At 60.2% G+C, this 25,498-nt stretch carries 25 protein-coding genes; 4 read left to right on the top strand and 21 right to left on the bottom strand.

What is annotated here, in order from left to right:
• Positions 1 to 116: 116 nt before the first annotated feature.
• The 13 genes from CLM58_RS04310 to CLM58_RS04250 all read right to left on the bottom strand — a co-directional run bounded on the left by CLM58_RS04310 (position 117) and on the right by CLM58_RS04250 (position 14,062).
• Positions 117 to 842 (bottom strand): ribonuclease activity regulator RraA, encoded by a 726-nt coding sequence (locus tag CLM58_RS04310; RefSeq protein ID WP_095594646.1) that lies wholly within the window; start codon positions 840 to 842, stop codon positions 117 to 119.
• Positions 843 to 863: 21 nt separating this feature from the next.
• Positions 864 to 1,760 (bottom strand): dihydrodipicolinate synthase family protein, encoded by an 897-nt coding sequence (locus tag CLM58_RS04305; protein WP_095594645.1) that lies wholly within the window; start codon positions 1,758 to 1,760, stop codon positions 864 to 866.
• Positions 1,760 to 3,490: an L-arabinonate dehydratase gene (gene araD, locus CLM58_RS04300; protein WP_095594644.1), complete on the bottom strand. Its 1,731-nt coding sequence runs from the start codon at positions 3,488 to 3,490 to the stop codon at positions 1,760 to 1,762. Before araD ends, CLM58_RS04305 begins: the two co-directional genes overlap by 1 nt.
• A gap of 81 nt (positions 3,491 to 3,571) precedes the next feature.
• Positions 3,572 to 4,480, bottom strand: a complete 909-nt coding sequence (locus tag CLM58_RS04295) for a DMT family transporter (RefSeq protein WP_095594643.1) — start codon at positions 4,478 to 4,480, stop codon at positions 3,572 to 3,574.
• On the bottom strand, positions 4,481 to 5,203 hold the full coding sequence (locus tag CLM58_RS04290) for an SDR family oxidoreductase (RefSeq protein ID WP_095594642.1): 723 nt from the start codon (positions 5,201 to 5,203) through the stop codon (positions 4,481 to 4,483).
• Positions 5,200 to 6,093 (bottom strand): NAD(P)-dependent oxidoreductase, encoded by an 894-nt coding sequence (locus CLM58_RS04285; RefSeq protein ID WP_095594641.1) that lies wholly within the window; start codon positions 6,091 to 6,093, stop codon positions 5,200 to 5,202. The genes CLM58_RS04290 and CLM58_RS04285 overlap by 4 nt, the downstream gene beginning before the upstream one ends.
• A gap of 4 nt (positions 6,094 to 6,097) precedes the next feature.
• Positions 6,098 to 6,958, bottom strand: coding sequence for a shikimate dehydrogenase family protein (locus tag CLM58_RS04280; RefSeq protein WP_095594640.1), 861 nt, complete (start codon positions 6,956 to 6,958; stop codon positions 6,098 to 6,100).
• Positions 6,955 to 7,989 carry a Gfo/Idh/MocA family protein gene (locus CLM58_RS04275; protein ID WP_095594639.1) on the bottom strand — a complete coding sequence of 345 codons (1,035 nt, stop codon included), beginning with the start codon at positions 7,987 to 7,989 and terminating at the stop codon, positions 6,955 to 6,957. Before CLM58_RS04275 ends, CLM58_RS04280 begins: the two co-directional genes overlap by 4 nt.
• Positions 7,989 to 9,482, bottom strand: coding sequence for a UxaA family hydrolase (locus tag CLM58_RS04270; protein ID WP_095594638.1), 1,494 nt, complete (start codon positions 9,480 to 9,482; stop codon positions 7,989 to 7,991). Before CLM58_RS04270 ends, CLM58_RS04275 begins: the two co-directional genes overlap by 1 nt.
• Before the next feature lie 9 nt (positions 9,483 to 9,491).
• On the bottom strand, positions 9,492 to 10,442 hold the full coding sequence (locus CLM58_RS04265; protein ID WP_229666196.1) for a phytanoyl-CoA dioxygenase family protein: 951 nt from the start codon (positions 10,440 to 10,442) through the stop codon (positions 9,492 to 9,494).
• A 70-nt stretch (positions 10,443 to 10,512) separates the two neighbouring features.
• Positions 10,513 to 12,111: a TRAP transporter large permease gene (locus tag CLM58_RS04260; RefSeq protein ID WP_095594831.1), complete on the bottom strand. Its 1,599-nt coding sequence runs from the start codon at positions 12,109 to 12,111 to the stop codon at positions 10,513 to 10,515.
• Between the two features lie 28 nt (positions 12,112 to 12,139).
• Positions 12,140 to 12,946 carry a TRAP transporter small permease subunit gene (locus CLM58_RS04255; protein WP_095594637.1) on the bottom strand — a complete coding sequence of 269 codons (807 nt, stop codon included), beginning with the start codon at positions 12,944 to 12,946 and terminating at the stop codon, positions 12,140 to 12,142.
• A gap of 102 nt (positions 12,947 to 13,048) precedes the next feature.
• Positions 13,049 to 14,062: a TRAP transporter substrate-binding protein gene (locus CLM58_RS04250; RefSeq protein ID WP_095594636.1), complete on the bottom strand. Its 1,014-nt coding sequence runs from the start codon at positions 14,060 to 14,062 to the stop codon at positions 13,049 to 13,051.
• 218 nt (positions 14,063 to 14,280) lie between these two features.
• Between CLM58_RS04250 and CLM58_RS04245 the strand changes: the two genes are divergently transcribed.
• The 3 genes from CLM58_RS04245 to CLM58_RS04235 are packed head-to-tail and all read left to right on the top strand — an operon-like array spanning position 14,281 to position 16,829.
• Entirely contained in the window at positions 14,281 to 14,970 is a 690-nt protein-coding gene (locus CLM58_RS04245) for a GntR family transcriptional regulator (protein WP_095594635.1), read from the top strand.
• Positions 14,967 to 15,806 (top strand): fumarylacetoacetate hydrolase family protein, encoded by an 840-nt coding sequence (locus tag CLM58_RS04240; protein WP_095594634.1) that lies wholly within the window; start codon positions 14,967 to 14,969, stop codon positions 15,804 to 15,806. The genes CLM58_RS04245 and CLM58_RS04240 overlap by 4 nt, the downstream gene beginning before the upstream one ends.
• Before the next feature lie 30 nt (positions 15,807 to 15,836).
• Positions 15,837 to 16,829, top strand: coding sequence for a LysR substrate-binding domain-containing protein (locus CLM58_RS04235; RefSeq protein WP_095594633.1), 993 nt, complete (start codon positions 15,837 to 15,839; stop codon positions 16,827 to 16,829).
• 6 nt (positions 16,830 to 16,835) lie between these two features.
• On the opposite strand, the gene CLM58_RS04230 is transcribed toward CLM58_RS04235, so the two are convergent.
• Genes CLM58_RS04230 through CLM58_RS04205 form a run of 6 tightly spaced genes read right to left on the bottom strand, consistent with a single transcriptional unit; the run spans position 16,836 to position 22,297 of the window.
• A complete protein-coding gene (locus CLM58_RS04230; RefSeq protein ID WP_095594632.1) occupies positions 16,836 to 17,936 on the bottom strand; it encodes a mandelate racemase/muconate lactonizing enzyme family protein in 1,101 nt (366 codons plus the stop codon).
• Positions 17,937 to 17,954: 18 nt separating this feature from the next.
• Positions 17,955 to 18,716 carry an SDR family oxidoreductase gene (locus CLM58_RS04225; RefSeq protein WP_095594631.1) on the bottom strand — a complete coding sequence of 254 codons (762 nt, stop codon included), beginning with the start codon at positions 18,714 to 18,716 and terminating at the stop codon, positions 17,955 to 17,957.
• 26 nt (positions 18,717 to 18,742) lie between these two features.
• Positions 18,743 to 19,495 carry an SDR family NAD(P)-dependent oxidoreductase gene (locus tag CLM58_RS04220; RefSeq protein WP_095594630.1) on the bottom strand — a complete coding sequence of 251 codons (753 nt, stop codon included), beginning with the start codon at positions 19,493 to 19,495 and terminating at the stop codon, positions 18,743 to 18,745.
• 17 nt (positions 19,496 to 19,512) lie between these two features.
• A complete protein-coding gene (locus CLM58_RS04215; protein ID WP_095594629.1) occupies positions 19,513 to 20,403 on the bottom strand; it encodes an NAD(P)-dependent oxidoreductase in 891 nt (296 codons plus the stop codon).
• A gap of 2 nt (positions 20,404 to 20,405) precedes the next feature.
• Positions 20,406 to 21,443, bottom strand: coding sequence for a transketolase family protein (locus CLM58_RS04210; RefSeq protein WP_095594628.1), 1,038 nt, complete (start codon positions 21,441 to 21,443; stop codon positions 20,406 to 20,408).
• Positions 21,440 to 22,297 carry a transketolase gene (locus tag CLM58_RS04205; RefSeq protein WP_095594627.1) on the bottom strand — a complete coding sequence of 286 codons (858 nt, stop codon included), beginning with the start codon at positions 22,295 to 22,297 and terminating at the stop codon, positions 21,440 to 21,442. Before CLM58_RS04205 ends, CLM58_RS04210 begins: the two co-directional genes overlap by 4 nt.
• 207 nt (positions 22,298 to 22,504) lie before the next feature.
• Between CLM58_RS04205 and CLM58_RS04200 the strand changes: the two genes are divergently transcribed.
• Complete coding sequence (locus CLM58_RS04200) at positions 22,505 to 23,845, top strand: NAD(P)H-dependent oxidoreductase (RefSeq protein WP_095594626.1); 1,341 nt, start codon at positions 22,505 to 22,507, stop codon at positions 23,843 to 23,845.
• Between the two features lie 102 nt (positions 23,846 to 23,947).
• On the opposite strand, the gene CLM58_RS04195 is transcribed toward CLM58_RS04200, so the two are convergent.
• Positions 23,948 to 24,748, bottom strand: a complete 801-nt coding sequence (locus CLM58_RS04195; protein WP_095594625.1) for an NAD-dependent epimerase/dehydratase family protein — start codon at positions 24,746 to 24,748, stop codon at positions 23,948 to 23,950.
• Between the two features lie 4 nt (positions 24,749 to 24,752).
• Positions 24,753 to 25,490 carry an SDR family oxidoreductase gene (locus CLM58_RS04190; RefSeq protein WP_095594624.1) on the bottom strand — a complete coding sequence of 246 codons (738 nt, stop codon included), beginning with the start codon at positions 25,488 to 25,490 and terminating at the stop codon, positions 24,753 to 24,755.
• Between the last annotated feature and the right edge of the window lie 8 nt (positions 25,491 to 25,498).

Raw genomic sequence — 25,498 nt, 5'->3', positions numbered from 1 at the left:
ATGATGCGGATTCCTCTGCCCCCATACCCATGTTTTTGTTTGACCCGATGCGACACGGGATTTCGCTTGTCCCATGTCATCAAGCATCATGCGGCTATTGTCACTGTGCCACCAATTCAGCGCCCATTTTTCTTACGCCAAGCTGCAAATCTCTCCAGGTTTTCTTCCTTGGTGGCAGGGTAAAGCCCAATGATCGATACCCCGTCCCTCACCTGTTCGATGGCAAAATCTTCATAAGCTGTCATCTCGATGGCCTCCTGCGCCACCTCATCGGCAAGGTATGCTGGGATCACGATCACGCTGTCGTCGTCGCCCACCATGATGTCACCGGGGAAGACCGCAACGTTGCCACACCCGATCGGGCCATTGATCTCGATCGCTTCGTTATTGGTCAAGTTCGTCGGGCTCGACGGGCGATTGTGATAGGCGGGGATGTCCAGCTCGCCGATATTCATCGCGTCGCGGAACCCTCCATCCGTGACCACACCTGCGCCGCCCCGCACCATCAGGCGGGTGATCAGGATGTCACCGGCCGAAGCCATCGAGGCATCGCGGCGGCTGTCCATGACCAAGACGTGACCTTCCGGACAGGTTTCAATCGCGTGGCGCTGCGGGTGCTCTGGATTACGGAAGACCGTCAATTGGTTCCGATCCTCGCGCGCCGGGATATAGCGCAGCGTAAACGCCGGGCCGACCATGTTGCGGCCCTTGCCCTTGATCGGCCGCACGTCCTGTATCACTTGGTTGCGTAACCCGCGTTTGAACAAGGCCGTGGCCAGCGTGGCCACTGATACTTGGGCCAGCATATCCTTTGTTTCCGGCTTTAGGGGATGTTCACTCATCGTGCTCTCGCTATCTGACGCTCAACCTATCAAGCTGTTTTTGCTCATGAATTCTTTCAGCCGCTCGCGCTGCACCGCGCTTAGCGGCCATGCCGCAGGCGGGCGGGCTGCGCCGCAATCCTCGCCCATCATCTGTAGCGCGGCCTTCACGCCCGGCACGTTGGCACCACCCTGCTCTTCGGCACGGATATCTTCGAACACCTGCATTTCAGCGATCAGGTGCCGCGCCTTGGCATAATCGCCCGCCTCCAAAGCGGAATTGATCGCGACCGAGCGTTCCGGCCAGACATTGATCAGCCCCGAGGTAAAGCCGCGCGCGCCCACCGCATAGAAGACCGGCGCCCAGACCTCGGCCAACCCACCAGTCCAGATGATGTGATCCGGGCAAGCCTCGATCGCGGCTTTCAGCTTCATCGCGTTAGGCGTCGCCCACTTCACCCCGACAACGCCCTCGACAGAGCAAAGCGCCGCGATGGCGTCGGTTCCGATGGCATCATTGCGCAAATAGAGGATAAGCGGCAGCCCGTCTGCCGCCTCGCGCACCCCCTCGATGTAAGAGACCAGACCGCGCGGTGCGACAAAGGGATCAGGCGGTTGATGAATCATCAAGGCCGCGGCTCCTGCCGAACGCGAGGCTTCAGCCAGCCGTTGCGCATCGCGAATGCCGCGTCCGACTCCCGCCACCATGGGCACCCTGCCTGCGATGAACCGACCGGTCGCTGTCACCATGGCTTCGGCCTCATCTACCGTGAGCCCATAATACTCGCCAGTGTTGCCATTGGCGGTCAACACCTGCACCCCCGCTGCAATCGCGCGGTCGATAATCGGTTTTTGCAGGTCTGGCGCAATGTCGCCCGCCGCATCAAATGGCGTCACGAGGATGCCAGAAACCCCTTTCAACGCGTCTGCAAGATTCATCAGTTGATCTCCGGTTCGGATACCGCTGCGCCGAAATCAGTGCGCAGAAAGTCAAAGTCACAGCCCTTGTCGGCCTGCTCCACATGCTGGCTAAACATCTTGCCATAGCCCCGCTCATAGCGCGGCGGCGGCGCCGTCCAATTGGCACGGCGTGTGGCCAGTTCTTCGTCGCTTAGTTGCACGTCAAGCCTGCGGTTCGGGATGTCCAGCTCGATGATGTCGCCGGTTTCGATCAACGCCAGCGGCCCACCCACGAACGCCTCGGGCGCCACATGAAGGATGCAAGCCCCATAGGACGTGCCTGACATGCGCGCATCCGATAGCCGTACCATGTCGCGATGCCCCTGCTTCAACAGCGCCTTGGGCATCGGGATCATCCCCCATTCCGGCATCCCTGGTCCACCCTGCGGCCCTGCATTGCGCAGAACAAGCACATGGTTCAGGGTCATTGGATAATCCTCGTCGTTGATGATTTCCTTCATCTCGGCATAGCTGTCGGCCACGATCGCGGGGCCCCGGTGCGTCTGAAATTTCGGATCCATCGCCGCCGGTTTGATCACCGCCCCATCCGGTGCCAGATTTCCCCTCAGCACCGCCAGCGACCCCTCGTGATACACCGGGTTCGTCAGAGGGCGGATCACATCGGTATTGTAGTTCTGGGCACCCTCGATGGTTTCGCCCAGCGACTTGCCCGACACCGTCATCACCGACAGGTCCAGCTTGTCGCCCAACTCCTGCATCAGCGCAGGCAAGCCCCCGGCATAGAAGAAGTCCTCCATCAGGTATTCCTTGCCCGAAGGCCGAATGTTGGCGATCACCGGCGTCGTGCGACCGATCTCGTCCAGATCTTCCAGCCCAAGGTCGACACCCGCCCGCCGCGCCATGGCGATCAGGTGAATGATCGCGTTCGTAGAGCAGCCCGTGGCCATCGCCACGGTCACGGCATTGCGCGTGCTGGCGTCGGTCATGATCTTGTCCGGTGTCAGGTCCTCCCAGACCATATCGACGATCCGGCGACCGCAGGCGGCCGCCATGCGCTTGTGCCCGGCATCGGGCGCCGGGATGGACGAGGCGCCGGGTAACGTAAGCCCCCAACCGTCGGCGATAGACATCATCGTGCTGGCTGTTCCCATCGTCATGCAGGTGCCATAGCTGCGCGCGATCCCCCCTTGGACACCCATCCATTCTTCCTTGCCGATGGTCCCGGCGCGGCGTTCATCCCAGTATTTCCAGACATCTGTGCCCGACCCAAGTTTCTGCCCGGCATAATTCCCTCGAAGCATCGCGCCCGCGGGCATGAAAATGAACGGCAGCCCCGCACTTACGGCCCCCATCACCAAAGCTGGCGTGGACTTATCACACCCGCCAAGCAGGACAGCCCCGTCGATAGGATGCGCGCGCAATGTCTCTTCGACTTCAAGCGCCCCCATGTTGCGGTAAAGCATCGAGGTCGGCTTCAGGAATTGCTCGGAAAAGGAATGAACCGGCATCTCTACCGGCATGCCCCCGGCCTGTAACACACCCTTTTTCACGAACTCTGCCCGGTCGCGCAGGTGATGGTGACAGGGCGACAGATCCGACCATGTGTTGATGATCGCGATGACTGGCTTGCCCTCCCAGTCGGCATCATCCAGCCCCATCTGCATCGCCCGGCTGCGATGCCCCATCGAGCGCAGGTCATCAGGTGCGAACCAGCGGGCCGAGCGAAGGTCCTCGGGTGTCTTGGTCATGGCATTCTCTCTTGTCCCAGTTTCAGCGCGCCCTTTACGTCGGTCGACCCGAGTAACCGGCACATCCCCGGGGCAGGTTTTTCAAACCGTACGACCATGCGATCCCCCTTGCTGTGCCTTTGCGACTTCCCGCCGCCAGATATAAAGGCCTGACGCGATGATGATTGCACCGCCGCCCAGTGTCCAAACCGTGGGCCATGTGTCGAAGATCAAGACCCCGACCAGAGCCGCCCAAAATACTTGGCTGTAAATCAGCGGCGCCAAGATCGAGGCATCCGCCCAGCGATGCGCGATCGTGGCCCATATATGCCCGAAAAGCCCAAAGGCCCCGATCCCCAGCAGCACCATCCAAGTTAAGGTGTTTTCCGGCCAAACCCACGCCGTCAGCCCGAATGGTGCCAGTGCCAAAGTCGCCAACCCACTCGACCAGATCTGTTGCGTGGCGTTGGTCTCTACCCCGGCCAGCATCCGCGTCATGACGAAGTACATCGACGCCAACAAAAGCGTGCCAAGGCTGAAGAACATCGCCGGGTGGAACTCTGCCCCCCACGGCTGAACCACCACCACCACCCCGACAAATCCGGTGCATACCGCCGCGATCCGACGGACCCCCACCTTTTCTCCTAGGATCGGGATGGCCAGAAGGGTCACAACGATAGGTCCGGCAAAGGCAATGGTCGTCGTCACAGTGATCGGAAGGTATTTCAGCGCATAGAAGTTCAGCACCGTCCCGCCGAACAGGAACACCGACCTCATGAATTGCTTCAGTGGCGCCTGCGACCGATAGGCGGACGCGCCCTCCTGCGGCAAGTAAATCAGGTTAGCGTAAAGAAAATGCCCGGCGTATCGAACGAACACGATCTGCAAGACCGGCAATCCGGCGATGCTTAGCCATTTGGCGCTGGTGTCGATGCCGGTGAAAAACATCACCGCCAGCAGCATCATGGCGACGCCACCGCTGGTTCGTTCTTCGCGTGGCCGGACCACCATCTAAAGTGTCATCCCGCCGTCAATGGCCACACATTGTCCGGTCATATATCGGCTTTCGTCGCAGGCCAGATACACCACAAGGTCAGCAATCTCTTGCGCCTCGCCCAACCGGCCCATTGGCTGGCGAGCCACAAATTGCTTCATGGCTTCTTCATAGTTACCCGTGTCGTGCAAGCGCTGGTGCAGGCTTGGACTGTCCACCGTCCCCGGTGCGATACAGTTACACCGAATGCCTTGCGTGATGTAATCGGCAGCCACCTGCTTGGTCAGCCCGATCGTCGCGGCCTTGGACGTGCCATAGATGAACCGGTTGGGAAGCCCGCGCAAGTTAGAGCAGACCGAGGCGATATTGACGATCGACCCGCCGCCGCGCTCCAGCATCCCCGGCACCACTGCCTGGATTGCGTGGAAATGCGCCCGAACGTTCAGGTTCATAGCAAAATCGAACTCGTCATCCGTGGCCTCCAAGATCGTGCCGGCATGTACCACCCCGGTGCAGTTGACCAAAATATCCGGCGCTGCGTCCTGAACGGCCGCGACCAACGCAGCCTTGTCGAGTGCATCCAGCGCAAAGGTCTGAGCGACCTCAAGCCCCTCCAGCAGTTCGCCAATCAGGTCGGTCGCCACAACATGGGCTCCCTCTCTTGCCATAGTCTCAGCCGCCGCGCGGCCGATCCCCTGCCCCGCCGCCGTGATGAACGCTCGCTTCCCAGCCAGTCTCATTCTTTATTGCTCCCAAGATTTGCACTCATCCAGTTCACCAATTCTGGAACCAAAAGCGCGCCGTCCCCTTTCGCACGGACCTCGCCAAGCGTCGCATCAGCAGCGCCCGACATGCGGCTCGACAGCCCAAGGTTTTCAGCCATCCGTCGGTAATACCCGACGTCCTTGGCCGCATTGTCCACCGAGAACGCAAGGTCGATCTGGCCCTTGGTGGCGAAGTTGGTGATGAAATCCATCATTCCCGAATGGTTCGGCCCTGCCGCCATCACGTCATAAAGCGACTGCCGATCGATCCCTGCCGCATCTGCCAGCGCATAGGCCTCGGCCATGGCGCAGGCCGTCGTCATCGCGAAATAGTTGTTGATCAGCTTGATCGTGTGGCCATTGCCCAACTTGCCAAGGTGAAACACGTTCTCCCCCAGCACGTCCAACACCGGCTTGACCTTTTGATAGGCGTCTTCGTCCCCTGCGCACATGATGTTCAATAGCCCGTCCTTGGCGTGGGCAGGCGTCCGTCCCAGCGGAGCATCCAGATAGGCCGCGCCTTTGTTCGCAAGGTCTGCACCAATCTTAAGTGTCGAGCCGGGTAGCGAGGTTCCGAAGTCGATCACCACCTGCCCATCGCGCGCACCCGCAAGAATGCCGTCTTCGCCGTAGACCCGGCTTTCGACCTGCTCGGAGGTTCCGACACAGAGCATCACGACATCGCTTGCCTCGGTCAGAGCCTTGGCCGACGCCGCCTCTTGCCCGCCGCGCGCAATCGCCTCTTCCACGCCAGTCCGGTCCCTGTTGCCCAGAACCACCACCGCGTAGCCGGCCTTTTGAAGGCACTCCACCATCGCCCGGCCCATCAGGCCAAGACCAATGAATCCGATTTTCGGTTTTCCCATTGCCCTACTCCTTAGGCTTCAAATCTTCTAATCCCGCCAGCTTCTTTTGCGCCTCCGGGGCAATCCCGGAATAGGCTTGAAAGCTGCGTTGTACCATGTGCCGGAAAAGGTCGAAGCCAGTGATCACTTCCGCTCCCGCATTCCGGCACGCCTTCACAAATTCTGTTTCAACAGGTGTATAGACCGCATCAAATACCCACCCCGGTTTGCAGGGTAGGGGCGTGGGAAAGGCCGATCCCGGATAGGCATGCATCCCTAGCGGCGTTGCATTTACGAGCCCATCCATACCTTCTAGCACTTTGGGCAAATCCCCCATTGGGACCGCCCGCGCAACAGGGCCGACCGCCTCTGCCAAATCCCGCGCCAGATCCTGATTGCGGTCCCAGATCACGATCTCTTCTGCACCCAGATTGGCCAAGGCATGCGCCAGCGACCTCGCCACACCGCCCGCACCGGCCATAGCCACGCGCCCCGGTTTTGCGTCACCCATCTTCTGCCGCCAAGCCGACAAAAAGCCCGAATAATCCGTGTTCCCACCTCGGACACCATCTGGTTCAAAGATCACAAGGTTGCTCGAGCCAATCCGCGCCAAGGCAGGGTCAAGCGACGCGCCAATCCAAGAGGCCGCCTGCGGCTTATAGGGATGGGTCACGCTAACCCCCGTCCATCCTTGCGCCCGACACTCTTCCAGCGTGGCCTCGAAATCGAAACCCGGCCGTCCGATGCTGTCGATAAGTTCGAAAGCAAGCGTCAGCCCATGCGCTCGGCACAAATGATCCAACCCATCGGCAAACCGACTCCGGCCAAGGTTCTCGCCGATCAGGCCACACCGAATGATATCCCCCTGCCCAGCCATGTCTTTCATATGCTCTCAACACGGCCACTTTCGGCCGACTTCAGCACGGCCTCTGTCACCGCAAGCGTCGCCAGCCCGTCGCGCCCCGTCGCAAGGAGCGGCTCTTCACCACCGTCGGCCACCCGCGCGAAACGCGCCAATTGTTCTCGGATCGGGTCAACCACAGGCAAGTTCGGCCCCTTGGTAACCTGCATCGGGTTGCGCCAATCAGTGTCCTTTCCCGCGCCCCCTTGCCATAAGTCGAGAGAGGGAAACCCAAACGCCCCTTTGGTTCCCACGATCCGCATCGCATCCTCTCCAGAGAAGGCGATCGCCGGGTTCTCACCCGAGGCCGCTTCGAATGCCCATGGCGACGCTCCGGCATCCGAGATCAGGAACGTTCCCAACGCACCGTTTGCGAACCGGAACGCGATTGCCGCTGTGTCCTCGATCTCTAACCCGCGCCGCGCGTTGGCGGTCATTGCCGACACTTCGACAACTTCGCCAGCAAAGAAGCGCAAAAGGTCGATCTCGTGGCTTAGGTTGGTCAGGATCGGCCCTGCCCCCTTTTGCCGCCGCCACGGCACATCGTAATAGGTGTCGTGCTTGCGCAATGACCAGAGGCCATTCACACCAACCAGATCTCCGATCCGATCCTGCATTGCACGCGCTTCAGACACGAAGGGATGACACCGGCGGTGGTGCCCCGTGACAAGCGGCACGCCGCGTGTCTCTGCCGCTTCACAAAGTAGCGTGCCTTCTTCGATCGTCTGCGTGATCGGCTTTTCGACCAAGGCGGCCCAACTCCGTTCGATCACGGCAAGGCCTGACACCACATGATCCGGCGTCGGCGTGGCCACCACGGCGGCCCGTGTCCCATCGGGGACATCATCCAACGTGGCTACGGCAGGCAATCCCATCGCCTGCAATTCTTCGCGCCGTGCCGCGCCCGGTTCGACCACCGCGCTCAACGACACAGCGTCGCATTCGATCGCCTGTTCGGCATGACGCAGCCCGATGCTGCCGCCTCCGATGACGCAAATGGGAACTGCGGCCGCCATCACATCACCGCACCAATCTGCCAGGGTACGAATTCGTAATCGCCCAACCCCTGCGCTTCGGATTTGCTTTCCTCTCCCGAGGCAACGCGCAACCACATCTCGTAGATTTCGCGTCCGACCTCTTCGACACTGGTGCCTGCGCTAAGGACGCGGCCTGCATCGATATCCATGTCCTCGGTCATGCGCCCGAACATCTCGCTGTTGGTGGCCACCTTTACGGTCGGCGCAGGCTTAGACCCAAAAGCCGACCCACGACCGGTGGTGAACACCACGAGGTTGCACCCCGATGCAATCTGTCCGGTCACACTTGCGGGGTCGTATCCGGGGCTGTCCATGAAGGTGAAACCGCGCGCGCGCACCGGTTCGGCATATTTGTAAACCCCGGTCAGTGGCGTCGTGCCCCCTTTGGCCGCCGCCCCCAGAGACTTTTCAAGGATCGTGGTCAGCCCACCCTTCTTGTTTCCGGGGCTAGGGTTATTGTCCATGCTGCCCTTGTTGCGCGCGGTATAGTCTTCCCACCAGCGGATCAGCTCCACCAGCTTGTCACCCACGTCTTGATCGATCGCGCGCGCCGTCAACAGATGCTCGGCACCGTAAATCTCTGGCGTCTCGGCCAATACCCCGGTTCCGCCCTGCGCCACCAACAGGTCACAGGCATGGCCCACTGCGGGGTTGGCGGTGATCCCCGACCACGCGTCCGACCCGCCGCATTGCAAGGCCACCATCAGTTCAGACGCCGGACACGGTTCGCGCTGCGCTTCATTGACCCGCGGCAGCATCGCCTCGATCTTGTCGATCCCCAGTGCCACGGTTTTGCGCAGCCCACCCACATCCTGAATGTTCATCGCCTGGAAAAGAGGCCCTGGCGTCAGACCGTAAGCCTCGACCAACCAGTCGATCTGGTTCATCTCACATCCCAGACCCGCCATCAGTACACCGCCAATATTCGGATGCCGGGCATAGCCCCACATCACCCGCTGCAACGCCTCGAACCCATCGCTGCCCTGCCCGGCCATGCCGCAGCCCGTGCCATGCACAAAGGCCACCACCCCATCGACATTGGGATAGTCGGCCAGAACTTCGGGCGTGAAATGCGCCGCGATCATCCGTGCGGCGGTGGCGGAACAATTCACGCTGGTCAAAACGGCAATGAAATTGCGCGTCCCCACCCGGCCACTCGGGCGACGATAGCCCATGAACATGTCGGGTTCTGCTGCTGGCGTGACCGGGCGTAGGTTGGTCGAGAACGCGTAATCGGTATCCACATTGCGAAATTCGAGGTTATGCGTATGAACATGCGCGCCCGCAGCGATATCCTCGGCGGCGTACCCGATCACCTGAGCGTATTTCAGCACTGGTTCCCCCTTGGCAATCGGGACGGTGGCCAGCTTGTGCCCGCGGGGGATCACCTCGCTGGCGCCCTCCTCTCCGGGAGCCAATTGGCGAATTGCAGTCACAACATTGTCGGCATCCGACAGACGAACGGTATTCATAGGCAAACCTCAGGCACAGGCGGGGCTGTCCCCCGTCCAGCGGTGGATCGGAATATGCGGCTCGGGGGCCAGTCGCGCACGGGCGTCCAGCCACATGTCGCGCCAAACCTCCCAGTCGCGCAGTTCAGTTTTCGGCGCTTTACGCGACCGGGCAACGAAATCGGGGAAATGTGCACGGCCCGTATGTTGGCCTGTGACGTTGTAGCGAATGTCAAAAGACCAGCGGAAGATCTCTGACGTGTTGTCACGCGCTGCGTGCGGTGTCAGCGGGTGGAAAATCACGGCACCGCCAGCCTTGACCGGCAACGGGCGTGCGGCGGCTTCGTTGATGAACCCGTCAGCAATCGAGGTCTGGCGCTTGGGGCAATGCGGGTACATACGCGGCTTGCCCGGGATCACCTCAAGACAGCCATTGGTCAGCGTCGCATCCGAAATGGCCAGCCAAACCGTCACGATCTGGGTCTCATCGCCATCTTCATGCGCGACGGCACGATCCTGATGCCAATCAGTGGACATGATGTGCGCCGTGGTCTCGTCGCCGCGCAGGGTCCGCGCCGGGGGTTTGAGCCGCACGTGCTGGATCGGGTTCGAGGTGATTTCCGGCCCAATCAGGTCTTCCACCATGTCCAACAGACGTGGGCAGGTCAGCATGTCAAAAACCGCCGGACCGATGTGAAACGGTGTGTCCGCTTCGATCTTGGACCCGGGCAGAGAGATATCCATTGGCTGGAACCATTCGCACCCGGCCTCGTATGCAATCAACAGCTTGTCGAAGAACCCAAGCCCCGCGCCATCGGGCACGCGCCCTTCCGCCTGCCAGATGGCGTACATGCCATCAAGCAAGGTTTCATATTCCGCCCTGACCGCGTTCAACACCGGTTCAGGCAGTACGTCTTCGACGACCAGAACGCCCTCGGTTTCGAACCGCGCGATCTGCTCCTCTGTCAGCATCAGACTCATGGGTACACCTGTCGGAACAAGCAAGAGAAGGCGCGGGCCGGGAAGTTTTCCCGGCCCGCGTCATAGGACCTTATAAGAAGATCGAGATAATATTCGGCCAGATCAGCAGCACGCTCAGCGCCAGCAATTGCAGCACGATGAACGGCAGGAAGCCCCGGAAAATCGCGGTCAGCGAAATATGCGGCGGTGCCACAGATTTCAGATAAAACGCCGCAGGCCCGAAGGGTGGGCTGAGGAAGCTTACCTGCATGTTCATACAGAACACGACACCGAACCAGATCGCCACGTGGCGCGGGTTCAACTCGCCGAAGACACCGATTTCTTCCACCGGCAGTTTCAGAACGATCGGCAGGAACACCGGCATGATCAGCAGCACGATACCTACCCAGTCCATGAACATGCCCATGATCAGGAAGATCACCATCATCACTAGGATGATGCCCATCGTCGGCAGTTCTGCCGCGACGATCATGTTGGCCACATAGGTCGGACCGCCGGCCAGTGTGTAGGCCGCCGCCAGCGAGGCCGCACCGATGGTCACCCAGATGATCGTACCCGTCGACTTGAGCGTCCGCATCAGACTGTCCCAAACGATTTCGAACGTCATTTCGCGGCGGATCAAGCCAATCGTGAACACCGCGACAACGCCCATACCGGCCGCTTCGGTGATGCCTGTGATCCCCATGTAGATCGACCCCAGTACCACGCCAATCACGACGACCGGTGCGATCAGGCCTTTGCCCATGTCCCAACCGGTATTCACGCGCTCTTTCCCGATCAGGAACATCAGAACCCCGGCCAACACCAGCGCCCCAAAGAGCCACGGCAGGTCAGAAACCATGCCAAGCGCGATGGGATCGACGCCCTCTGCCACCGTGTTCTGCCCCATGGCGGTGAAGAACAGGTTGCGCAGGATCAGCGCGCCTAGAATCCACAGACCGAAACGCGACAGGAAGCCCACGAACATCAGGAACTTTTGCTTACCTTTCGGCGCATCCGGATCTTCCTCTGGCAAAGGCGCCAGCGACGGGTTCAGGTTGGTCCGCACCACGATGTAGATGATGAAGAACGACGCCAGCATGAAGCCCGGAAGGAACGACGCCGTGAACAGCGCCTTGATCGATGTTTCCGTCACCAGACCATAGAAGATCAGAACGATCGACGGAGGGATCATGGTGCCCAGAGAACCGCTAGCACAGATCGTACCGATGGCGAGGTTCTGGTTATATCCCAGACGCAACATCTGCGGCAGTGCGATCAGGCCCAGCAGCACCACTTCGCCGCCGATGATCCCCGACATTGCCGCCATAATCACCGCCATGATCGAGGTCACAATCGCGATCCCGCCGCGCGTCCGGCTTAGCCACATGTTAAGCGAGTTGTACATGTCCCGGGCGATGCCGGAGCGTTCCAGCAGCGAGGCCATGAATATGAATAAGGGCACTGATATGAGAACATAGTTCGTCATTTGTCGATACACCGCCTGCGCGAGAATCGACATCGGTCCCGAGCCGAACCGGCCAAAGGACACCTCTGGCCCGAATTTCATCACGATCACCGCCACCGCCAGAAATGCCGAAGCAAAGCCAAGCGGCATCCCGATGGCGAGCAGGAAGAACATGCCAAGTAGAAGGATCAGGCTGAGGGTGGCGACATCGCCCACCTTCATCCAGGAGAACATTGCAAGGAATTCCACGTCAGTCTCCCAGGGTTTTCTTAATGTTTTCGATTTCCGACTCGTCGATATCGTCGAGAGGCGAATGATGTTCGGGTGCCTTGTTCCAGTCCGCAATCAGGTTTGAGATTGCCTGAAGACAAACAAGAATGATGATTATCAGGATGGCAGGTTTGACGATGCCCGGAATGGGCGGATCCCAAGCCGTGCCGAAGGTCTCCATCCGCAGCATCCGGCGCTTGGCGTCGGCATAGTTCCCCCACACAAGCGCGAAGGTGAACCCGGTGATCAACAGCACCGACAGCACGTCAGCCGCTTTTTGCACCCAACGGGGCATCATGTCGTAGATCACGTAAATGCGGATATGGCTGCGCTGCTGCATAGCATACTGGCCTGCAAACAGGAACACGAAGGCCGCGATCCACAAGGATAACTCGTTCGCCCACAAAGTCGGGCGCGAAAAGACATAACGCGACACGACTTCGTAAAACATTACGATCACGATCATCGCCGTCATGATCATCGCCATGCGCGAGGTGATCAACGAGAGAATGTCAAAGAACCCATCCGGTTCGGTCTCGATCGAGCCTCTGAAGTCCGACAAATAAAGCGAGGAAAAAAGAACCGATGCTCCGATCGCGGCCAACATCGCCCACACAATGGGGCGCCCTTCGGGCCGGATCATCTCATGCATGCCATACGCCTCATCGGACAGAAGGCGGTTCGCAACCAGCCAAACGTAGAGGAGCGCGACGAGTCCAGTGCTTGCCAGCATGAGCATCCGCATCGTTTGTCTTAAGCGGCCAAGCCAGACGCTGTCATCTTCCATTCTCGTCCCTCCCCGACGAATCTTTGGATTTTCTTGATTTTGTAGTCTGCGGTGAGCCCGAAAGCAGGCTCACCGCGGCGTCTCTGGGACGCCCATATGATCTTACTTGATCAGACCGATCTGGGTCAGGAAGGCCTTGTGGCTCTTGACCAGCGCGTCAGCTTCAGGCGAACGCGTTGCCCAGTCATCCCACGCAGCCTGAGCTGCGGCACGGAACGTCGCACGATCTTCCGGCGACCAGTCGTACAGGGTGACGCCTGCGGCGGTCAGCTCGGCCGCTGCCTTGTCGTTGTTCAGGCCGTTCGACAGAGCGATCTGGAACGAAAGCTTCTGCCATGCGGTGTCGATGATGCGACGCTGCGCTTCGGACAGACCGTTCCAAACGTCAAGGTTACACGCCAGGTGGTCCGACGGCATCGAGTGGAAGCCCGGATAGGTCGCGTGCTTCACGATGTCATACAGACCCAGACCCACGTTGTTGTAGAGGCCCGAGGCGTCTGCACCGTCGATGATGCCGGTTTCCAGCGCGGTAAAGATCTCGGTGAAGTCCATCACGATCGGCGATGCGCCGAGCTTTTCGAAGATTTCGGTTTCCATGCCCGGGGGCGAACGGAACTTCCAGCCTTTCAGGTCTTCAAAGCCAGCAATCGGCTTGGACGAAGACATCGATTCCTGACCATAGATAGCCCAGCCGATCAGCTGCATGTTCTGTGCGTTGTACAGCTCTTGTGCAGCGGCATAACCGTCACCGTAGTACAGCCACGAATACTGCTGCCACGGGGTGTCGTAGCCACCCATGATGTCGCCGACGAACTGGAACGCCGGGTTCTTACCGGTCTGATACGCTCCGCCAGTCGCGTCACAGTCGACGATACCGTTGATGGCAGCATCGAACGTCTCGGTGGTTGCAACAACCGAAGACGAATAGAACATCTCAACGGTGATCTCGCCGCCAGACATGGTCTGTACATCATCGGCCCAGATCGCCAGCTGTTTGCCGGTCGGGTGTTCCGTTGCGTAGTGGGTCTGGACCCGCAGCGTCACCGGGTCGGCGAGCGCGGCAGTAGCTGCCAGTGTGGTCGCACCAGCCAGCATCGTAATCAACTTCAGCGTCATTCGTTTTTCCTCCCTAGGCGGCTCTTTGACCGCCGGTTTCGTTTCGCACGTCCTCCAACGCACGGCACAGATGGTATACCATCTCCACGAAAGGTAACTAACGTCGGCTCGACAAGCAACCTGTTTTGGTATACCAAATTTCAGACCGCGACGATTTATGCACTCTAAGCGGGGTCACGACGCTGGAAAAACACTAGGAAACAGGGCATGTGATCCGCATGGCAGAACCAACGCTTGCAGAACATATCGCTAACGAGTTGCGCCGCGACATCCTGCGGGGCAAGCTCGCGCCGGGAGAATCCATCAAGGAACGCGACAACGCCGCCGAAATGGGGGTCAGCCGCACGCCGATGCGAGAGGCGATTCGAATCCTCGCCAAAGAGGGTCTGATACAGCTTCGCCCTTCCCGCAGCCCGATCGTAGCCCGGCCCAACTTCAAGAATGTCGAAGACCATGCACAGGTCTTGATCGCGCTGGAAAAACTGTCCGCCGAACTGGCCGTCAAGAACGCATCCGACGAGGATATCAGCCACATTGCGGGCATTGTCGATCACATGTCAGAGCATTTCGACACCTCTGACCCGCTCGACATGTTCGAGATCGACATGTCCTTTCACACCGCAATTGCGGATGCATCAAAGAACAAAGCGCTTGCCGAAACGCACCGCACCTTTCTTCAGCGCCTGTGGCGCGCGCGCTATCTGGCCGCGAGCCAGCGCCGTAATCGGCAACGCGTCGTCAACGAACACACGCTGATTCTGAACGCCCTGCGCGGACGCGATGCAAAGGCGGCCCGCGCCGCGATAGACAACCACCTCTGGCATCTTGCCGAGGACATTCGCGAAGTGATCGAAAAAGAAAGTGCGGCCAACAATTCCGCTGGCACGCCAACAGGAGACCCCCAATGAAACTTCTTAGATATGGCCCCGCAGGTGAAGAAAAGCCCGGCATTCTTGATGCAAATGGGCAGGTCCGGGCCTTATCCGGTTCTGATTTCGAAGGTCGTGGTGTATCCTTGGAACGCTTGGACGAGCTGCGCGCCCTCGACATCGAAAACCTGCCGGTCGTCGAAAACCCGGGTCGCATCGGAAGCTGCCTTGCGTCGGTCCCGAACTTCTTCTGCATTGGCCTCAACTATGCCAAACACGCCGCCGAAACCGGTGCTAAACCACCCGCCGAACCGATCCTGTTTTCCAAAGCGACATCGTCGCTGCACGGTCCCTTTGACGATGTCGAAATCCCTCGCAACTCGCTCAAGACCGACTGGGAAGTCGAGCTGGGCGTGGTGATCGGTAAAGAGACGCTTTACGTTTCCGAAGAAGACGCACTGGATCACGTTGCCGGTTACTGCACTATCAACGATGTTTCCGAACGCGCTTTTCAGGCTGAAATGGGCGGTCAATGGATCAAGGGCAAATCGGCCCCCACTTTCGGCCCCACCGGCCCCTGGCTCGTGACCGCCGACGAGGTGCCCAACCCCCAGAACCTGCGGCTGTGGCTGTCACTCAACGGCGAGGTTGTTCAGGATTCGAACACCGACGATATGATCTTCACCGTTGCCCAGATCGTCTCTTACATGAGCCGCTTCATGAAACTGATGCCCGGCGATCTTATCGCCACCGGCACGCCCTCTGGTGTTGGCCTTGGTATGACTCCGCAACGCTTCCTACAGCCTGGCGAAGTCATGGAACTAGAGGTCGAAGGACTGGGCAGCCAGAAACAAACTGCTGTGGCGGCGCGCTAAGCGCCCCACACCGAATCAGAAAGTGCCCCGATGGCCCGCGCACTGAACCTCAACGCCTATCTCTATTTCGAGACGGTGGCGCGGCGGGGCACCATCACACGCGCTGCCGAGGAATTAACCGTCTCACCCTCGGCGGTCAGCCAGCAGATCAAACTTCTGGAACAATACCTTGGCGTGCGCCTCTTTCGCCGCGAGGGGCGCCGGCTTAGCCTGACACTTGAAGGCGAACAGCTTTTCCAAACGTCGTCGACCTCGCTTACCATGCTGCGAGACGCCCAGAGAAACCTTGGTCGCACGCGGGAATCGCGCCGCCTAAACCTGCGCGTCACCCCCAGCTTCGGCGTTCGCTGGCTTGCCCCGCGTCTGCATGACTTCATCACCCGCTATCCAGATTGGGACCTGCGTGTCGACGCGGCCCCAGACCCGACCGATTTCAACCGCGAAGTCATGGATCTCGACATTCGCTACGGCAGCGGTCTTGGCAGTGATCACTGGAGCGGTTTTCATACCCGCGTGGTGATGCACGACCACGTATTGCCACTGTGCAGCCCAGATTACCTTGCCTCGCTGCCCAAGGGCGCAAGCCCCGCCGACCTTTTCGATGCCGCGCGGCTGATAGACAGTGCGCGCGCGCTTTGCCAATGGGATCTGTGGCTTCTACAAAATGGCATCGCGACACGGGGCAACCGCAAGACCATTCTCATGGATCGGTCCTCTATGTCCCTGCAGCTGGCCCTTGATGGGGCCGGTATCGTCTTGGAGTCGCTTGCACTTGCGCTGCCCGAGGTGTCCGAGGGCCGGTTGGTCCCGGTCACGCCAAAGCTCCCGGTGTTGCGTTTTCCGGCTTACTGGGCGCTTTGCCCGACCCGGCACCTGCAACGTCGTGCCGTACGCCTGTTCCTTGACTGGCAAGAGGCCGAGGCCGAAATCCACGACCAAACGCTTAACAAGGTTCTGGCCCAGCACAGCCTTAAGGTTCAGGATATCGAGCTTGACGCCGTGCAGCGTTCCGACGGTCCGTGACAGGCGCTACACCGGCTGCTCGATATGCACCCGTTCAAGCGCCGCCCAATCAAAGCTAACCCCGATGCCCGGCGCGTCCGGCGCCACGGCCAGATGATCCCGGACCACAAGCGGCCGCGCGGTGTACCGGTCGATGGGGAAGGAATGCACTTCCAGCCAGCCGCCATGGGGCTGCGACGACACGAGGCTAACATGCAATTCCTGCATCCCGTGGCTACACACCGGCACGCTATGCGCCTTGGCCAACTGCGCCACCTGAAGCCAACCGGTGATGCCCCCACAATTTGACGCATCCGGCTGAATGAACCCCAGCTTTGCATCCCGGAACGCCATTTCGAATTCGTGGATCGTATGCAGGTTCTCGCCCATCGCCAGCGGGATATCGGTGCTTTCCGCGATCTGGCCAAACCCTAGATAATCATCCGGGATCGTCGGCTCTTCGAACCAATAGATGTCATAGGGCGCAAAGGCCTTGGCTGCGGAGATCGCCTGATCGACGCTCATCGCGTAGTTGGCATCCACCATGAAGGTCACATCCGGCCCGATCAACGCGCGCACGGCCCGAATCCTTTCGACATCTTCGGCCAGTGTCGGCTGCCCGATCTTGATCTTTACCGCGTTGAAGCCGCGTGCAAGATACCCCTCGATACTGACCAACAGCTTGGGCAACGGGAAATTCAGGTCGATCCCGCCCGCATAGGCCTTGCACTTTTGCCCTGCACCGCCCGCCACTTGCCAAAGAGGCAGACCCAGTGCCTTACAGCGCAGGTCCCAAAGCGCGATATCAACCGCCGAAATTGCAAAAGACGCGATCCCGCCCCGGGCCACGTAATGCACATGCCAGCCCATTTCCTCGTAAAGTGCTTCGACATCCGTCGCATCCTGCCCCACGAGAAACGGCGCAAGGTCATGCTGAATCATCGCCAAAATCGCATGTCCACCCTTGCCACCGGTATAGGTGTAGCCCGTCCCTTCCGATCCGTCCTCAAGCCGTACAGTCGCGATGATTAGCTGGAAATACGTGTGATCCCCGTGCTTTGCATCCGAGAGAACCTCGTCCAGCGGCACGTTGAAAAGCCGCGCCTGAACCTCTGTGATCCGCGCCATACGATCCCCCCGTTTCGTTTAACGGCCCATCCAACCGCCATCGACGGTCAGAACGGTACCATTCACGTAATCTGACGCCGACGAGGCCAAGAACACGACTGGACCCGCGAAATCATCGGGCCGTGCCCAACGCCCCTGCGGAATGCGCGCCAAGATCGCATCTGCCCGATCCTGATCGCCGCGCAGCTCTCCTGTCATCTCGGTTTCGACATAGCCCGGCGCAATGGCGTTCACGTTCACGCCTTGCGCCGCCCATTCGTTGGCCAATGCCTTTGCCAGCTGAACCACGCCACCTTTGGCCGCGGCGTACCCCGGAACGAATAGCCCACCTTGGAAACTTAACACCGAAGCCGTGAAGATGATCTTGCCGGATCCCCTAGCGACCATCCCGCGCCCGATCTCGCGCGTTAGAACAAATTGCGACGACAGATCCACATCGATCACCTGGTCCCATAAGGCGTCATCATGATCGACGGCTGGCTTGCGCTTCAGGATACCGGCGTTGTTAACAAGGATGTCTGGCACGTACTCGTCCGCCATCACCTGCTTGGCGAAACGCCGTACATCCGCCCTGTCGGAAAAGTCGCAACGATGCGCACTAAACTCGCGCCCCATCGCCCGAACTGCGCGCGCAACTTCGCTATCTGCATCAAGCGAAGAGCTGACCCCGACGATATCCGCGCCTGCGGCCGCCAGCGCCTCGGCCATGGCGCGGCCAAGGCCACGGCTGCACCCGGTGACCATCGCGCTCTTGCCGGACAAATCGAACATGCCGGACATTATCCCCTCCTTAGCAGCTGTCGCTGTCAGTGGATCAGCGACCCACCGTTCACGTCAACCTCTGATCCGGTGACATAGGCCGAAAGATCGGAGGCAAGGAACAAGGCGCAACCCGCCACGTCAGAGGCCTCTCCGGCGCGTCCCATGGGAATGCCTTCCAGGATCTGCACCTTCATCTCCGGTGTCAGCTTGCCCGCCGTGATATCGGTGGCGATGAACCCCGGGCAAATCGCGTTCGACCGGATGCCATCGGGCGCCAGTTCCCGCGCCATCGCCTTGGTTAATCCCAGAACACCGGCCTTGGCCGCTGAATAATGCGGCCCGCCAAAAATACCACCGCCCCGCTGCGCCGAGACCGAGGACATGTTCACCAACTTGCCGCTCTTGCGTTCACGCATATGGGGGATCACTGCCTGGCTCATGTTCAGTGTCCCCAGAAGATTCACGTCCAGAACCGCGTCATAGTTCTCGTGGCTGATGTCCATGATCTTCAACGGCTGGGTGATGCCCGCATTGTTGACCAGAATATCTACCTGCCCAAACGCTTTCAGCACCGCCGCGACGGCCGCGTCGCAATCAGATTTGCGCGTGACATCGCATGCCAGCCCGATATGGCGCTCTCCAAGATCGGCTGCCGCGTCCTCGGCCTGCGACGCATCAAGGTCAAGGATTGCCACCTGACACCCATGCTCGGCAAAAAGCCTCGCCGTCGCCTTACCAAGCCCGCGCGGACTGGCCGCGCCGGTGATGATGGCGGTCTGTCCGTCCAAAAGTCCCATGTTTCTTTTCCTTTATATCACTTGTCATGAACCGGCTTGCCGGTCTGTTTTTCGTACACGCGCACAACGGCGCTATCGTCATTGCGGCCAAGGCCCATCGCTCCTGCTTGTTCAAGCACCGCAAAGGCTGCCTCGGTCATCGGCAGGTCCACACCAGCCGCCTGACCGGTCTCTAGAACCAGCCCCACATCCTTGCGGAAAATGTCGATGGTCGAGGTGACCTCGGGCTCGGCCTGCATCATTCGAGGGGCCCGGTCGCCAAACATCCAACTGTTCCCCGCCGCACCGCTGACGATCTGGTAAAGGGTCTGCGCATCGCATCCGGCTTTGACGCCAAGCGCCATCAGTTCCGCCGCCGCCACCAGATGCACCCCGGCGGCCAATTGATGTACAACCTTGTAGGTCGCGCCCAACCCCGGCTCGGCCCCTAGCCGGTACACTGTTTTGGAAACCGCCTCTAACAGCGGCGCGGCACGCTCGAACGCCGCGTCCGGCCCCGAAGCCATTACCGTCAAGGTCCCGGCATCTGCGCCCACCTGTCCACCGGACACCGGCGCATCTAGCATCATGTGCCCCATCTCGACCAATCGCGCTGCGATCATGCGGGCGCTCTCGGGCGCGACCGTCGAGGACAACACAACCACGGCTCCCGGCGCCAAGGCGTCAGCAGCGCCGTTGTCAAACAATGCGGCCTCGGCCTGATCCGCCGTCGCCACCATCACTAGCGCAAGATCCTGCCCGGCCGCAGCCTCGGCCGCGCTTTCTGCAGGGATACCGCCGGCCTCGGCAAAACTCGCGCGCGCCGGGGCATACAGGTCAAACCCGGTCAGTGCGATCCCCGCAGACAGGATATTACGGGCCATACCTTGGCCCATTGCCCCAAGCCCGATGATCGACGCCTTTACCATGATTAGCCCTCCAGCCAGTTCTTGACCCGCGCCGTTATGCTGCTGACCGACAGGCCATACTGGTCATGCAAAGTCGGCAAGGCACCCGCGTCCAGAAACTCGTCCGGCAGCGCGATTTGGCGGAACGGGACATGCGCACCGGCCCGCATCAGGGCTCCGGCCACTGCCTCGCCCAGCCCACCCGTGATCGAGTGGTTCTCGGCGGTTACCACCAGCCGCCCGCCCTTCTGCGCCTCGGCCACGATGGTTTCGGCGTCCAGTGGCTTGATTGTCGGGGAATGCAGCACCGCGCAGGACACTCCATCTGCCGCCAATGCCACCGCCGCATCCAAGGCTCGCATTGTCATGAACCCCGATGAGATGAACAGAACATCCGTCCCGTCCCGGATCACCTTTGCCTTGCCCAACTCAAACCGATATCCGTACTCGCCCAAAACATTCGGCACCTTGCCGCGCAAAAGCCGCATGTAAACCGGCCCCGGCGTGTCCGCGATGACCCGTGTCGCTTGATCGATCTCGACCGCATCGCACGGATCGATCACGGTCAGGTTTGGCATCCCCCGCATGATCGCAAGGTCCTCGGTCGCCTGATGACTGGGGCCATAACCTGTCGTCAGACCCGGCAGCGCACAGCAAATTTTGACTGGCAAGTTTTCCTCGGCAATCGCCATGGCGATGAAGTCATACGCCCGACGAGCCGCGAACACAGCATAGGTGGTGGCAAAGGGAACGAACCCCTCGCGTGCCAATCCGGCTGCAGCCGACATCAAAAGCGCTTCGGCCATACCCATCTGGTAGAACCGGTCGGGATGGGCCTCGGCAAAGACATGCAGGTCGGTGTATTTCGACAGGTCCGCCGAAAGCCCCACGATGTCCTCGCGCGTCTTAGCCATGTCGACCAGTGCATGACCGAATGGCGCCGAAATCGCTTCGCGCCCCTCGGCATCCAGCGACGCGATCATCGCGCTGGTGGCCAGCTTTTCCTCGGGCACAGAGCGCGGGGTGTACTTGTCCTTGCGGCGGGAATGAGCGGGGATCATTGCGGCATCTCCTCGTCCAGATGGGCCAGTGCCTTGGCCCATTCATCCGCTTCTACCCGGATGAAATGCGTCTTGTCGCGGGTTTCTAGGAAGGGCACACCTTTGCACATCAGCGTATTGCAAATGATCACGCGCGGGCACGGATCGGGATGATTGCGCGCCGCATCAAAGGCCGCAACGACTGCATCCAGATCATTGCCGTCCACCTCTTGCGCGTACCAGCCGAAGGCGGCCCATTTCGCGGCTTCGGTGCCGGGCGCTGTGGCCAGCGCCTCGCGCGTCGGCCCATCAGCCTGCTGGTTGTTGAAATCCACCACGGCGATCAGATTGTCGAGCTTCCACTGAACCGCGCTCATCACCGCTTCCCATGTCGATCCCTCGCCCAACTCGCCATCCGACAGCATGTTGTAGACAAAGGCCGGGTTTTTCTTGCGCTTCAGGCCCAGCGCGGCCCCAACGGCAATGCCCAGACCGTGGCCCAGCGACCCGCCAGTGATCTCCATCCCCGGCGTATAGGCCGCCATACCCGACATCGGCATTCTGCTGTCATCCATGCCATAGGTCTCTATCTCGTCCTCGGGCAGGATACCTGCCTCGATCAGGGCCGCGTAAAGCGCGATCGCATAATGCCCGATCGACAAATAGAACCGGTCGCGCCCCTCCCATTCCGGGTCATGGGCGCAATAGGTCATGGCATGGAAATAGCTCACCGCCAGCACATCTGCGACACCTAGCGCCTGCCCGATATAGCCCTGCCCCTGCACCTCGCCCATCCGAAGTGCATGGCGCCGGATTGACCAGGCCCGCCGCGGCAGGCTGACATTGTCCCCGGTACGTCCGGTCTGGGTCTCCATACCCGCGTCCTCCCCTTAATGCTTCCTCTCACCAAAAGCAGAAACCGCGTTTGGCAGGTCTGCAATCCAACATTCGCCGGCACTTGAAACAAGTCGCAAATCTTAAACGACTTTGAAGCTGAGCTTAAAAGATCATGCAAAGATCGTCATGGTCCAACACCCGTTCATACCGCTAAACCTTGAAGGACCAATCCGGGAAACACATCCATGAACCTTTCTTCAATGCTGGCTGCGCGCGCGGCCGAGGGCAAACCCGTCCGTGTCGGTCTGATCGGCGCGGGCAAGTTTGGCTCGATGATCCTTTCGCAAGCCCGCCATATCGACGGCTTTCATGTTGTTGGCGTCGCGGATCTTGATCTGACCAAGGCGCAGGCCTCTTTAACCCGCGTTCACTGGGAACAAGAACGCTTCGCGGCACCAACCTTTTCCGATGCCTTCGACACCGGCACGACCTGCTTGACCGATAACGCTGCCGACCTTTTAGAGTTCGACGGTATCGAGGTGGTGATCGAGGCCACCGGCCACCCGACCGCCGGGATCCGCCATGCGCTGGCAGCAATCGACGCGGGCAAACACGTGGTGATGGTCAATGTCGAGGCCGACGTGCTGGCCGGTGCCATTTTAGCCGAACGCGCGCGCAAAGCGGGCGTGGTCTATTCCATGGCCTATGGCGATCAGCCCGCCGCCATGTGCGAGCTTGTGGACTGGGTCCGTGCCTGCGGCTTTGAGCTTGTGGCTGCGGGCAAGGGCATGAACTTCTGCCCGAACTACCGCTATTCCACCCCGGACACGGTCTGGGATTTCTTCGACTTCACTGAAGAACAGGTCAACTCGGGCGACTTCAATCCGAAGATGTACAACTCGTTCACAGACGGGACCAAAGCCGCCATCGAAATGGCCGCCGTTGCCAATGCCACCGGCATGGACTGCCCGCACGACGGGCTTGCCTTCCCGCCCGCAGGGCTTCAGGACCTCGCCGAAGTGTTCAAGCCGCGTACCGAAGGTGGCCAGTTGGAAAAGAACGGCATCGTCGACATCGCAGCCAGCCGCGAACCCGACGGGCGAGTGGTGCTGAACAACATCCAGTATGGGATGTTCGTCACCTTCCGCGCCCCGAACGCCTATACCCGCGACTGTTTCAACCAGTACGGGCTGATGACCGACAAAAGCGGTTGGTACGGTTCGATGTGGCGGCCCTTCCACCTGATCGGTCTGGAAACCGCCATCTCGGTGCTTTCTGCCGCTCTACGCCGCGAACCCACTGGCACGTCGCGCCTTTACCGTGCCGATGCCGTCGCCACCGCGAAGGGCGACTTTGCCGCCGGGGACATGCTTGACGGTGAAGGCGGGCACAAGGTCTGGGCCAAGGCGATCCCCGCATCCCGCGCCGTGGCGGAAAACGCCCTGCCCATTGGGTTGGCCCATCATGTGAAACTCAAACGCGCTGTACGTCGCGACCAGATCGTTTCGCTTGATGACGTCGAGATCGTCGATGATCTGGATATTCACGCTCTCAGAAAGGAGCAGGAACGGCTTTTAAGCACCTGAATTTAGCCTTCAGACGTCATGCCGAGGCTCGATCCCCGGCAAGACATAACCGTTTATCTTGGAGCAGCAAACCGGTCGGGGCCACTGTAGCAAGTTGCAACCTCAGTCGTCGAAATGCCCGGCCTTGGCGAACATACCGCCCTGCCAGATCACCGCCGGATCGGTTGGGTCTTCTTGCGGGACATCGTCGAAAAGCCCGGCAAACTGCGCCGAACTGTCCTGCGGCCGCCAGCCAAGATAGTCGGTTTCCGAATTATCCCACCAGCTTTCGGCATTGTCCGAAACGCCATAAACGATGGGACATCCCAGCCGGGGCGTGTCGATCATCCGCCCGATCAGCCGCACCATGTCGCCCGCGCTCATCCAGGTGGCCATCATCCGCCGGTCCTTGGGGGCCGGAAAGCACGACCCGATCCGCACGATCAGCGTCTCGATCCCGTATTTATCCCAGTAAAGACGCGCCAGAGCCTCTCCATAGGCCTTCGAAACACCATAGTTTCCATCCGGCCGGATCGGCGAAGACGCGGTCAACCGCGTCTCGCGCTTGTGGAAGCCAATCACGTGGTTTGAACTGGCAAAAAGGATGCGTTTGACCCCCTCTTTGCGTGCTGCTTCGTAAAGCGAATAGGTCCCTTCGATGTTGACCTTGTGGATCAGATCGGCCCGGTTCTCTGTCGAGATTCCGCCGAAATGCAGGATCGCGTCACAACCGCTGACCAGCTTGTGCACAGCATCTGCGTCGGTCAGATCGCAGGGCATAATCTCTTCACCCGGCCGCGCCTCACCCAGATCGGCGATATCTGACAGACGCAGGATCTCGGCAAACTCCGACACCCCGTCCCGGATCAGCCCGCCAATGGTTCCCGCTGCACCGGTCACCAGCAATCTGTTGACTTTTTTCATGTCATTAACCCCGACCGATGTAGGGCATATTCGTTGCCATCACCGTCATGAATTGCACATTCGCGTCCAGCGGCAGCGAGGCCATGTGCAGGACCGAGTCCGCCACATGTTTCACATCCATCACCGGCTCGACTTGGATCGACCCGTCCGCCTGCGGCATTCCGGTGGTCATCGATTGCGCCATATCGGTCAGCGCGTTGCCAATGTCGATCTGCCCGCAGGCGATATTGAACGGCCGACCGTCCAAGCTGATCGACCGTGTCAGACCGGTGATCGCGTGTTTGGACGCGGTATAGGCCGCAGACCCCCAGCGTGGCACATAGGCCGAGACAGACCCGTTATTGATGATCCGTCCACCCTGCGGATCCTGACTGCGCATAACGCCGAAGGCCGTCTTGGCGCAGATGAAACTGCCGGTCACGTTGATGTCGATCAGGTTGCGCCAATCGTTTACGTTGATCTCGTCAACTGGCGCGCCTTTCAGCGAGACACCCGCATTGTTGAACAACGCATCGACGCGCCCCCATGCACCCACGGCCCTGTCAAAAGCAGCCTCGACCGCGCTTTCCTCGGTCACGTCACATTCAAGCACGAGCGCATTTTCATGATCGGCAGCAACCTCTTCCAGCGAAGCACCGGTACGCCCGACCAATCCAACCTGCCAGCCTGCTGCCAAGAACCTCTCTGCCGTTGCCTTGCCGACGCCACGCCCGGCCCCGGTGATGATAATGCTATTGGTCATGTCAGCCC

Source organism: Actibacterium pelagium, from assembly GCF_002285415.1.
Lineage (GTDB): Bacteria > Pseudomonadota > Alphaproteobacteria > Rhodobacterales > Rhodobacteraceae > Actibacterium_B > Actibacterium_B pelagium.
The sequence above is the reverse complement of the archived record's forward strand: the minus strand, read 5'-3'. Positions and strand labels throughout refer to the sequence as shown.

Coding starts and splice junctions, on each gene's coding strand:
- CLM58_RS04310 (WP_095594646.1), bottom strand. CDS start 842: ATGAGTGAACATCCCCTAAAGCCGGAAACAAAGGATATGCTGGCCCAA.
- CLM58_RS04305 (WP_095594645.1), bottom strand. CDS start 1,760: ATGAATCTTGCAGACGCGTTGAAAGGGGTTTCTGGCATCCTCGTGACG.
- araD (WP_095594644.1), bottom strand. CDS start 3,490: ATGACCAAGACACCCGAGGACCTTCGCTCGGCCCGCTGGTTCGCACCT.
- CLM58_RS04295 (WP_095594643.1), bottom strand. CDS start 4,480: ATGGTGGTCCGGCCACGCGAAGAACGAACCAGCGGTGGCGTCGCCATG.
- CLM58_RS04290 (WP_095594642.1), bottom strand. CDS start 5,203: ATGAGACTGGCTGGGAAGCGAGCGTTCATCACGGCGGCGGGGCAGGGG.
- CLM58_RS04285 (WP_095594641.1), bottom strand. CDS start 6,093: ATGGGAAAACCGAAAATCGGATTCATTGGTCTTGGCCTGATGGGCCGG.
- CLM58_RS04280 (WP_095594640.1), bottom strand. CDS start 6,958: ATGAAAGACATGGCTGGGCAGGGGGATATCATTCGGTGTGGCCTGATC.
- CLM58_RS04275 (WP_095594639.1), bottom strand. CDS start 7,989: ATGGCGGCCGCAGTTCCCATTTGCGTCATCGGAGGCGGCAGCATCGGG.
- CLM58_RS04270 (WP_095594638.1), bottom strand. CDS start 9,482: ATGAATACCGTTCGTCTGTCGGATGCCGACAATGTTGTGACTGCAATT.
- CLM58_RS04265 (WP_229666196.1), bottom strand. CDS start 10,442: ATGAGTCTGATGCTGACAGAGGAGCAGATCGCGCGGTTCGAAACCGAG.
- CLM58_RS04260 (WP_095594831.1), bottom strand. CDS start 12,111: ATGAAGGTGGGCGATGTCGCCACCCTCAGCCTGATCCTTCTACTTGGC.
- CLM58_RS04255 (WP_095594637.1), bottom strand. CDS start 12,946: ATGGAAGATGACAGCGTCTGGCTTGGCCGCTTAAGACAAACGATGCGG.
- CLM58_RS04250 (WP_095594636.1), bottom strand. CDS start 14,062: ATGACGCTGAAGTTGATTACGATGCTGGCTGGTGCGACCACACTGGCA.
- CLM58_RS04245 (WP_095594635.1), top strand. CDS start 14,281: ATGGCAGAACCAACGCTTGCAGAACATATCGCTAACGAGTTGCGCCGC.
- CLM58_RS04240 (WP_095594634.1), top strand. CDS start 14,967: ATGAAACTTCTTAGATATGGCCCCGCAGGTGAAGAAAAGCCCGGCATT.
- CLM58_RS04235 (WP_095594633.1), top strand. CDS start 15,837: ATGGCCCGCGCACTGAACCTCAACGCCTATCTCTATTTCGAGACGGTG.
- CLM58_RS04230 (WP_095594632.1), bottom strand. CDS start 17,936: ATGGCGCGGATCACAGAGGTTCAGGCGCGGCTTTTCAACGTGCCGCTG.
- CLM58_RS04225 (WP_095594631.1), bottom strand. CDS start 18,716: ATGTCCGGCATGTTCGATTTGTCCGGCAAGAGCGCGATGGTCACCGGG.
- CLM58_RS04220 (WP_095594630.1), bottom strand. CDS start 19,495: ATGGGACTTTTGGACGGACAGACCGCCATCATCACCGGCGCGGCCAGT.
- CLM58_RS04215 (WP_095594629.1), bottom strand. CDS start 20,403: ATGGTAAAGGCGTCGATCATCGGGCTTGGGGCAATGGGCCAAGGTATG.
- CLM58_RS04210 (WP_095594628.1), bottom strand. CDS start 21,443: ATGATCCCCGCTCATTCCCGCCGCAAGGACAAGTACACCCCGCGCTCT.
- CLM58_RS04205 (WP_095594627.1), bottom strand. CDS start 22,297: ATGGAGACCCAGACCGGACGTACCGGGGACAATGTCAGCCTGCCGCGG.
- CLM58_RS04200 (WP_095594626.1), top strand. CDS start 22,505: ATGAACCTTTCTTCAATGCTGGCTGCGCGCGCGGCCGAGGGCAAACCC.
- CLM58_RS04195 (WP_095594625.1), bottom strand. CDS start 24,748: ATGAAAAAAGTCAACAGATTGCTGGTGACCGGTGCAGCGGGAACCATT.
- CLM58_RS04190 (WP_095594624.1), bottom strand. CDS start 25,490: ATGACCAATAGCATTATCATCACCGGGGCCGGGCGTGGCGTCGGCAAG.